Here is a 484-nt window from a genome sequence, read left to right on the forward strand (position 1 = left end):
CCCGTCCGGCACCACATCAGCAAAGTTAAAAATCACCCGCCGCCGTGATATGCCCCCGCTGCGGTCGCTAAAGGTCATGGAGTTGTTGTTCACTGCTAGCACGACAGCAGGGATCCGCATCGAGTACGGCGCTTTGTATTTCGGGTCTACGGCCACCTTGTCACCGCCTGTAATGGCTTTGATCCCTGAGCCGTCACCGGCATACCTAGCCATATCAGAGAGCACGATCAGCGACGCACCGACAATCAGCTCCCGCTCCTTGGGGTTCTCCAGTGAAGACATGCTGGCGGCCACTGTATTACCCTTGCCGGCTAGCATGGTGCAGACCTCGGCAAACACGCTTTTACCACTGCCGCCCGGCCCGGTGACCTCAAGGAAAAGCTGCCAGTCATACCGGTTGGCCATCACCATATACAGCGCCGCCAGTACCCGATCGGCTTTGCGGGCATTGCTCCCTGTAGAGCGGGTTAACCACTTCCAGAAG

General features: G+C 58.3%; 1 protein-coding gene. It reads right to left on the reverse strand.

Translation table 11 applies throughout. From position 1 onward, the window contains the following. Positions 1–484: DUF5906 domain-containing protein (locus tag ACKWMY_RS28330; protein ID WP_409487563.1), on the reverse strand; the 484-nt coding region annotated here is incomplete at both ends.

The organism is Serratia sp. J2 (assembly GCF_046269175.1).
Classification (GTDB): domain Bacteria; phylum Pseudomonadota; class Gammaproteobacteria; order Enterobacterales; family Enterobacteriaceae; genus Chania; species Chania fonticola_C.